The 6,099-nt window shown below is 53.1% G+C and carries 12 protein-coding genes; all 12 read right to left on the minus strand.

Going from position 1 to position 6,099, the window contains the following annotated elements:
- Nucleotides 1-27 precede the first annotated feature (27 nt).
- Genes infA through rplN form a run of 12 tightly spaced genes read right to left on the minus strand, consistent with a single transcriptional unit; the run spans nucleotide 28 to nucleotide 5,670 of the window.
- A complete protein-coding gene (gene infA, locus B3F77_RS09915) occupies nucleotides 28-246 on the minus strand; it encodes a translation initiation factor IF-1 (protein WP_293604795.1) in 219 nt (72 codons plus the stop codon).
- A gap of 16 nt (nucleotides 247-262) precedes the next feature.
- A complete protein-coding gene (secY, locus tag B3F77_RS09920; RefSeq protein WP_293604796.1) occupies nucleotides 263-1,570 on the minus strand; it encodes a preprotein translocase subunit SecY in 1,308 nt (435 codons plus the stop codon).
- Nucleotides 1,571-1,589: 19 nt separating this feature from the next.
- The gene (rplO, locus tag B3F77_RS09925) at nucleotides 1,590-2,021 is read right to left on the minus strand and encodes a 50S ribosomal protein L15 (RefSeq protein ID WP_293604797.1); all 432 of its coding nucleotides are present in this window, start codon (nucleotides 2,019-2,021) and stop codon (nucleotides 1,590-1,592) included.
- A gap of 13 nt (nucleotides 2,022-2,034) precedes the next feature.
- A complete protein-coding gene (gene rpmD, locus B3F77_RS09930) occupies nucleotides 2,035-2,217 on the minus strand; it encodes a 50S ribosomal protein L30 (RefSeq protein WP_293604798.1) in 183 nt (60 codons plus the stop codon).
- Between the two features lie 13 nt (nucleotides 2,218-2,230).
- Entirely contained in the window at nucleotides 2,231-2,749 is a 519-nt protein-coding gene (gene rpsE / locus B3F77_RS09935) for a 30S ribosomal protein S5 (RefSeq protein WP_293604799.1), read from the minus strand.
- Nucleotides 2,750-2,766: 17 nt separating this feature from the next.
- Complete coding sequence (gene rplR, locus B3F77_RS09940) at nucleotides 2,767-3,132, minus strand: 50S ribosomal protein L18 (protein ID WP_293604800.1); 366 nt, start codon at nucleotides 3,130-3,132, stop codon at nucleotides 2,767-2,769.
- An 11-nt stretch (nucleotides 3,133-3,143) separates the two neighbouring features.
- Entirely contained in the window at nucleotides 3,144-3,677 is a 534-nt protein-coding gene (rplF, locus tag B3F77_RS09945) for a 50S ribosomal protein L6 (protein WP_293604801.1), read from the minus strand.
- Between the two features lie 24 nt (nucleotides 3,678-3,701).
- Nucleotides 3,702-4,097, minus strand: a complete 396-nt coding sequence (rpsH, locus tag B3F77_RS09950) for a 30S ribosomal protein S8 (RefSeq protein WP_293604802.1) — start codon at nucleotides 4,095-4,097, stop codon at nucleotides 3,702-3,704.
- An 18-nt stretch (nucleotides 4,098-4,115) separates the two neighbouring features.
- On the minus strand, nucleotides 4,116-4,421 hold the full coding sequence (gene rpsN / locus B3F77_RS09955; protein ID WP_077592484.1) for a 30S ribosomal protein S14: 306 nt from the start codon (nucleotides 4,419-4,421) through the stop codon (nucleotides 4,116-4,118).
- 8 nt (nucleotides 4,422-4,429) lie between these two features.
- A complete protein-coding gene (rplE, locus tag B3F77_RS09960) occupies nucleotides 4,430-4,969 on the minus strand; it encodes a 50S ribosomal protein L5 (protein ID WP_293604803.1) in 540 nt (179 codons plus the stop codon).
- Between the two features lie 2 nt (nucleotides 4,970-4,971).
- Nucleotides 4,972-5,292, minus strand: a complete 321-nt coding sequence (gene rplX / locus B3F77_RS09965) for a 50S ribosomal protein L24 (protein WP_293604804.1) — start codon at nucleotides 5,290-5,292, stop codon at nucleotides 4,972-4,974.
- 9 nt (nucleotides 5,293-5,301) lie between these two features.
- On the minus strand, nucleotides 5,302-5,670 hold the full coding sequence (gene rplN / locus B3F77_RS09970) for a 50S ribosomal protein L14 (protein ID WP_293604805.1): 369 nt from the start codon (nucleotides 5,668-5,670) through the stop codon (nucleotides 5,302-5,304).
- Nucleotides 5,671-6,099: the final 429 nt, after the last annotated feature.

Genomic DNA, 6,099 nt, shown 5'->3' on the forward strand with positions numbered 1-6,099 from the left:
TTTTTCTCCTAAATTTTTACTCTGTGCTTACTTGGCACGGAAAACAATTCGTGCACGCGATAAATCGTAAGGTGTTAATTCAACCGTCACCTTGTCGCCAGGAAGAATGCGAATGTAATGCATGCGCATTTTCCCCGAGATGTGCCCCAGTACAATATGTCCATTTTCCAGCTTTACCCTGAAAGACGCATTGGGAAGGTTTTCTAAGACCTCACCCTGCATCTGAATCACATCGTCTTTAGACATTCCATCAACCACTCAGTCACGTCTTGAAATTCGCCTTCTTCAGCAACGACTCATACTGTTGCGACATCATGTAATTCTGTACTTGTGCCATGAAATCCATGGTGACCACCACAATAATCAGCAAGGATGTACCGCCAAAATAAAACGGCACGTTGTATTTCAAAATCAAAAACTCAGGTAACAAGCACACGAAGGTGATGTAAATCGCACCGGCCAGCGTCAACCGCACCAGAATCTTGTCGATATACCGCGCCGTCTGGTCGCCGGGACGTATTCCCGGAATGAACGCCCCGCTCTTTTTCAGGTTGTCTGCCGTTTCACGGCTGTTAAATACCAGCGCAGTGTAAAAGAAGCAGAAAAACACGATCGCACTTGCATAAAGCATCACATAAATAGGCTGACCCGGTGTCAGCGTGCTGGCGATGTCTTTCAGCCAACGCATGCTTTCACCCGTACTAAACCAGCCAACCACCGTAGCCGGCAACAAAATAATGGACGATGCGAAGATGGGAGGAATCACACCTGCCATGTTCAGCTTCAGCGGCAAGTGCGAAGACTGCCCACCATACACCTTGTTCCCCACCTGGCGACGAGCGTAATTCACAAGAATTTTGCGCTGCCCCCGCTCAACAAATACCACAAAGTATGTCACCAGCGCTACGACAGCGACGACTACGATGGCGATGAGGATGCTCATGGCGCCGGTACGCACCAGCTCAAGCAGCCCACCCATTGCATTTGGCAACCCTGCAGCAATACCTGCAAAAATCAGAATCGAGATGCCGTTACCCAAACCGCGCTCGGTAATCTGCTCACCCAGCCACATCAAAAACATCGTACCGGCTGTCAGGCTGAACACCGCCGTCATCCTGAAACCAAAACCAGGCACCAACACCAGGCCCGGAGAACTTTCAAGCGCTACAGCAATACCGATGGACTGGAACAAGGCCAGGGCCAGCGTTCCGTAGCGCGTGTACTGCGTGATCTTGCGACGGCCGCTTTCACCTTCTTTTTTCATCTGCTCAAATGTTGGAACAACATAAGTGAGCAACTGCATGATGATGGAGGCCGAGATGTAGGGCATGATACCCAAGGCAAATACCGTGAATCTCGACAAGGCACCACCGGAGAACATATTGAACAAATTCAATATGCCGCCCTGCTGGCCCTTGAACAGCTCTTTCAGGTGGCTAGGATCGATGCCCGGAACCGGAATGTGCGCACCGACACGGTAAACCACCAGCGCCAGCAGCAAAAACACAAGCCTGTTGCGCAGGTCACCGTACTTGCCGGTTTTTGCAATTTGAGCCGAGTTGGTTGCCACTGCTTGGTCCAGTCAAGTATTAAGCGACGGAGCCGCCAGCGGCTTCAATAATGGCCTTGGCACCTGCCGTAGCAGAAATGCCGTTCAGCTTGACTGCCTTGGACAGAGTCCCAGACTTAATGACCTTGACATTCTTGGCTAGCTGACCCACTAGGCCAGACTGCTTCAGCGTCAGAATATCTACTTCAGCCAAGTCAAGCTGCTCCAGTGCCGCGAGAGTGATCTCGGCATTAAACTTGAGCAGATGCGACTTGAAACCACGCTTGGGCAAGCGACGCTGCATAGGCATTTGACCGCCTTCGAAGCCTACTTTATGGTACCCGCCTGCACGGGACTTTTGTCCCTTGTGACCACGGCCGGCTGTTTTACCCAAGCCTGAACCAATACCGCGACCGACGCGTCGCTTGGCATGTTTTGCGCCTTGGCTAGGCTTGATTCCGTTCAATTCCATGTTGAGTCTCCGCTCAGATAACCTTGACCAGATAACTGATCTTGTTGATCATGCCGCGCACTGCGGGCGTGTCCTGCAATTCGCTGATGCTGTTGATGCCACGCAGACCCAGACCGCGCACAGTAGCGCGGTGTGATTCCTGTGTGCCAATCGGACTGCGAACCAGCTGGACTTTTACTTTGGTTTCTTTGGTCATTTCAATGCCCACCTTAGCCGAAGATTTCTTCGACTGATTTGCCACGCTTGGCCGCAATTTCGGAGACCGTCGTGGAGTTTTTAAGCGCATCCATTGTGGCGCGCACCATGTTGTAAGGGTTGCTCGAACCATGGCTCTTGGCCACGATGTCGGTAATACCCATTACTTCGAAGACAGCGCGCATAGGGCCGCCAGCAATGATGCCAGTTCCCTTCGGGGCCGGCGCCATCATGACGTTTGCTGCGCCGTGGTGGCCAAATACATTGTGGTGGAGCGTACCATTCTTCAACGACACCTTGGTCATGTTGCGGCGCGCTTCTTCCATGGCCTTTTGTACGGCTGCAGGCACTTCTTTTGACTTGCCCTTGCCCATGCCAACGCTGCCATCACCATCGCCAACCACTGTCAGTGCAGCGAAACCGAGAATACGGCCACCCTTCACCACTTTGGTCACGCGGTTGATCGCGATCATCTTTTCCTTCAGACCGTCGTCTGGAGCGTCGTTTTGTGATTTTGCTTGAAACTTAGCCATACTTAATTCCAGTCTGCTTAGAACTGCAAGCCAGCTTCGCGAGCCGCATCAGCCAGCGCTTTGACGCGGCCATGGTACGCAAAACCGGCGCGATCAAACGCCACTTTTTCCACACCTGCTGCTTTTGCCTTTTCGGCAATGCGCTTGCCAACGGCCTGCGCAGCAGCAACGTTTCCACCCTTACCCGAGGCGCCAATTTCCTTGCGCATTTCCACTTCTGCGGTGGATGCGGCGGCCAGGACTTTGGTGCCATCGCCAGAAATAACACTGGCGTAAATATGCAGATTGGTGCGATTCACGGTCAAACGGGCAACACCTTGCGTAGCGATGCGGATGCGAGTCTGACGTGAACGACGAAGACGCTGCTCTTTTTTGGTCAACATGATGCAGCTCCTTATTTCTTCTTGGTTTCTTTAATCGTGATTTTTTCATCCGAATAACGGATGCCCTTACCCTTGTAGGGCTCGGGAGGACGGACCGCGCGCACTTCAGCGGCAATCTGACCCACACGCTGACGGTCCGAACCCTTGATCACCACTTCGGTGGGCGTAGGTGTTTCGACCTTGATACCCGCCGGCATGTCCAGCACCACAGGATGGGAGTAACCGACCGTCAAATTCAGCTTGGCACCTTGCGCCTGAGCCTTGAAACCCACGCCGACCAGGTTGAGCTTTTTCTCAAACCCCTTGGTCACACCGGTCACCATGTTGTTCACGAGCTGACGCATGGTGCCACTCATGGCATTGGCTTCACGCGAGTCGTTGGCAGGCGCAAAAGTCAGCTTGCCGGCATCATTCTTGACGGTGACAAGTGCGTTTTGCGTCAGCGCCAGAGCGCCCAGGGCGCCCTTGACATTAATCTGGTCGTCTTTGATTGCCACGTCCACACCCTGAGGTATGGCAACCGGCATTTTTCCTACACGAGACATTTCAGTTTCTCCTCAATGCCGCCGTTAGGCCACGTAGCACAGCACTTCACCACCGATACCGGTAGCGCGCGCTTTGCGATCCGTCATGACACCCTGAGGCGTCGTGACAATTGCCACACCAAGGCCATTCATGACCTGCGGAATGGCGCCATGACCTTTGTACACACGCAGACCCGGGCGGCTGACGCGCTCAATGCGCTCAATCACGGGGCGACCTGCGTAATACTTCAGGGCGATTTCCAATTGGGGCTTGCCGTCGTTAGGCTTGACAGAGAAGCCATCAATATAGCCCTCATCTTTCAAAACCTGCGCAATGGCAATCTTGACTTTTGAAGACGGCACCTGCACAACAGCTTTTTCAACCATTTGTGCATTGCGAATGCGCGTCAGCATGTCGGCGATAGGATCACTCATACTCATTTGCGGTTCTCCTATTGCTTACCAGCTTGCCTTGGTGATACCAGGGATATCACCAGCAAAAGCCAATTCGCGAATCTTGGCGCGGGCCAAGCCGAATTGACGGAACGTACCGCGCGGGCGACCCGTGATCGCGCAACGGTTGCGCTGGCGAGTCGGATTGGCGTTGCGGGGCAACTTTTGCAACTCAAGACGGGCCAGTGCGCGCTCTTCATCGGAGCGCTTGGCGTCGTTGGACGTTGCCTTGAGTTCAGCGTGTTTTTTGGCGAACTTGGCCACGAGTTTATCGCGCTTCAGTTCACGTTGCAGTAAAGCTTGTTTTGCCATGTCCCGCCTCAGTTTTTGAACGGAAAACGGAAGGCGGTGAGGAGCGCTTTGCACTCTTCATCGGTCTTGGCCGTTGTGGTAATGCTGATATTGAGGCCGCGCAGGGCGTCGACCTTGTCGTACTCAATTTCAGGGAAAATGATCTGCTCTTTAACGCCGATGTTGTAGTTGCCGCGACCATCAAAGGCACGACCGGAAATACCGCGGAAGTCACGAACGCGCGGCAGGGCCACGGTCACAAAACGATCGAGGAACTCATACATCTTCACGCCGCGCAGCGTCACCATGCAGCCAATGGGCAGATCTTCACGGATTTTGAAACCGGCGATAGCCTTCCTGGCCTTGGTCACAACAGGCTTCTGACCGGCAATCTTGGTCATGTCGCCAACCGCGCTGTCCATGACCTTCTTGTCTGCAACCGCCTCGCTCACACCCATGTTGAGCGTGATTTTGGTAATGCGCGGCACCTGCATGGGCGAGGTGTAGCCGAATTTTTCAATCAGGCTAGGTGCGATTTTTTCGCGGTATTGATCTTGTAAGCGTGCCATGTTTATGCAGCCTTAATTTCGTCGCCGCTGGACTTGAAGACGCGCACTTTTTTGCCGTCAGCCAACAACTTGATACCCACACGATCCGCCTTGCTCGTTGCAGCATTGAAGATGGCCACATTGGACTGGTGAATCGGCATGCTTTTTTCAACAATGCCACCCGTGGTGCCCTTGAGCGGATTGGGCTTGGTGTGTTTCTTCACCAGGTTAATCCCATCCACCAGCACATAGCTGTCGTCTTTGCGCAGTGATATCTTGCCGCGCTTACCTTTGTCGCGCCCCGCGATCACGACGACTTCGTCGCCTTTGCGAATCTTATTCATGGCGTGTCCTTACAGAACTTCAGGAGCCAAAGACACGATCTTCATGAACTTTTCAGTGCGCAATTCACGCGTCACTGGTCCGAAGATGCGGGTACCAATAGGTTCCAGCTTGGCATTAAGCAACACTGCCGCATTGCCATCGAATTTGACGAGCGAGCCATCGCTACGGCGAATGCCTTTGGCGGTGCGAACGACCACAGCACTGTAAACCTCGCCTTTTTTGACGCGGCCACGCGGAGCGGCTTCTTTAATGCTCACCTTGATGAGGTCACCAACGCTGGCGTACCGGCGCTTGGATCCGCCCAGCACTTTGATGCACATCACGGATTTGGCACCCGTGTTGTCAGCAACATCGAGTTTGGATTGCGTTTGAATCATTTAAATTTAGTCCCAACTTGCACCAGAGGGTCGCTTGCTTTTTATGCAAACCATCAACCAGTCAGTCTTGGGCCCGTCGTCCACATCGCAAACCACTTGCAATGCTTCCGCTGGGCAGAATTCTTCGTTTTTGTAGCGAAGCTCACGATTATTACCAAAGCAGAAGGTAGTGTCAACAACTCTTTGTAAAAATATATCCATGGTGCGATAAAAAGACCCGAGGGCGAGCTGTAGGGGCCGAGGCCTAAGGATCCAGGCAACGACCGCCAAGCCACAGCGTCAATCGGCAGTTATCAACTAAATCGTGGCTTTATCCAGTAATGACGGTCGTAAGTAGCTATCAAAAAAGGAGCGTATAGCCGTCCCGCTTTCTGCCTTCATCCGACTGGCCCAGCTCCACCACACAGACTTATATGGATGCCTCCCGGA

Origin of the sequence: Polaromonas sp. UBA4122, assembly GCA_002381615.1 — a bacterium.
In the GTDB taxonomy this organism is placed as follows: domain Bacteria; phylum Pseudomonadota; class Gammaproteobacteria; order Burkholderiales; family Burkholderiaceae_C; genus Polaromonas.

Bases quoted from the DNA above. Each gene is read 5' to 3' on its own strand.
- infA (WP_293604795.1), bottom strand. From the start codon at position 246: ATGTCTAAAGACGATGTGATTCAGATGCAGGGTGAGGTCTTAGAAAAC.
- rpsH (WP_293604802.1), bottom strand. From the start codon at position 4,097: ATGAGTATGAGTGATCCTATCGCCGACATGCTGACGCGCATTCGCAAT.
- rpsE (WP_293604799.1), bottom strand. From the start codon at position 2,749: ATGGCTAAGTTTCAAGCAAAATCACAAAACGACGCTCCAGACGACGGT.
- rplX (WP_293604804.1), bottom strand. From the start codon at position 5,292: ATGAATAAGATTCGCAAAGGCGACGAAGTCGTCGTGATCGCGGGGCGC.
- rplR (WP_293604800.1), bottom strand. From the start codon at position 3,132: ATGTTGACCAAAAAAGAGCAGCGTCTTCGTCGTTCACGTCAGACTCGC.
- rpmD (WP_293604798.1), bottom strand. From the start codon at position 2,217: ATGACCAAAGAAACCAAAGTAAAAGTCCAGCTGGTTCGCAGTCCGATT.
- rplN (WP_293604805.1), bottom strand. From the start codon at position 5,670: ATGATTCAAACGCAATCCAAACTCGATGTTGCTGACAACACGGGTGCC.
- rplE (WP_293604803.1), bottom strand. From the start codon at position 4,969: ATGGCACGCTTACAAGATCAATACCGCGAAAAAATCGCACCTAGCCTG.
- rpsN (WP_077592484.1), bottom strand. From the start codon at position 4,421: ATGGCAAAACAAGCTTTACTGCAACGTGAACTGAAGCGCGATAAACTC.
- rplO (WP_293604797.1), bottom strand. From the start codon at position 2,021: ATGGAATTGAACGGAATCAAGCCTAGCCAAGGCGCAAAACATGCCAAG.
- rplF (WP_293604801.1), bottom strand. From the start codon at position 3,677: ATGTCTCGTGTAGGAAAAATGCCGGTTGCCATACCTCAGGGTGTGGAC.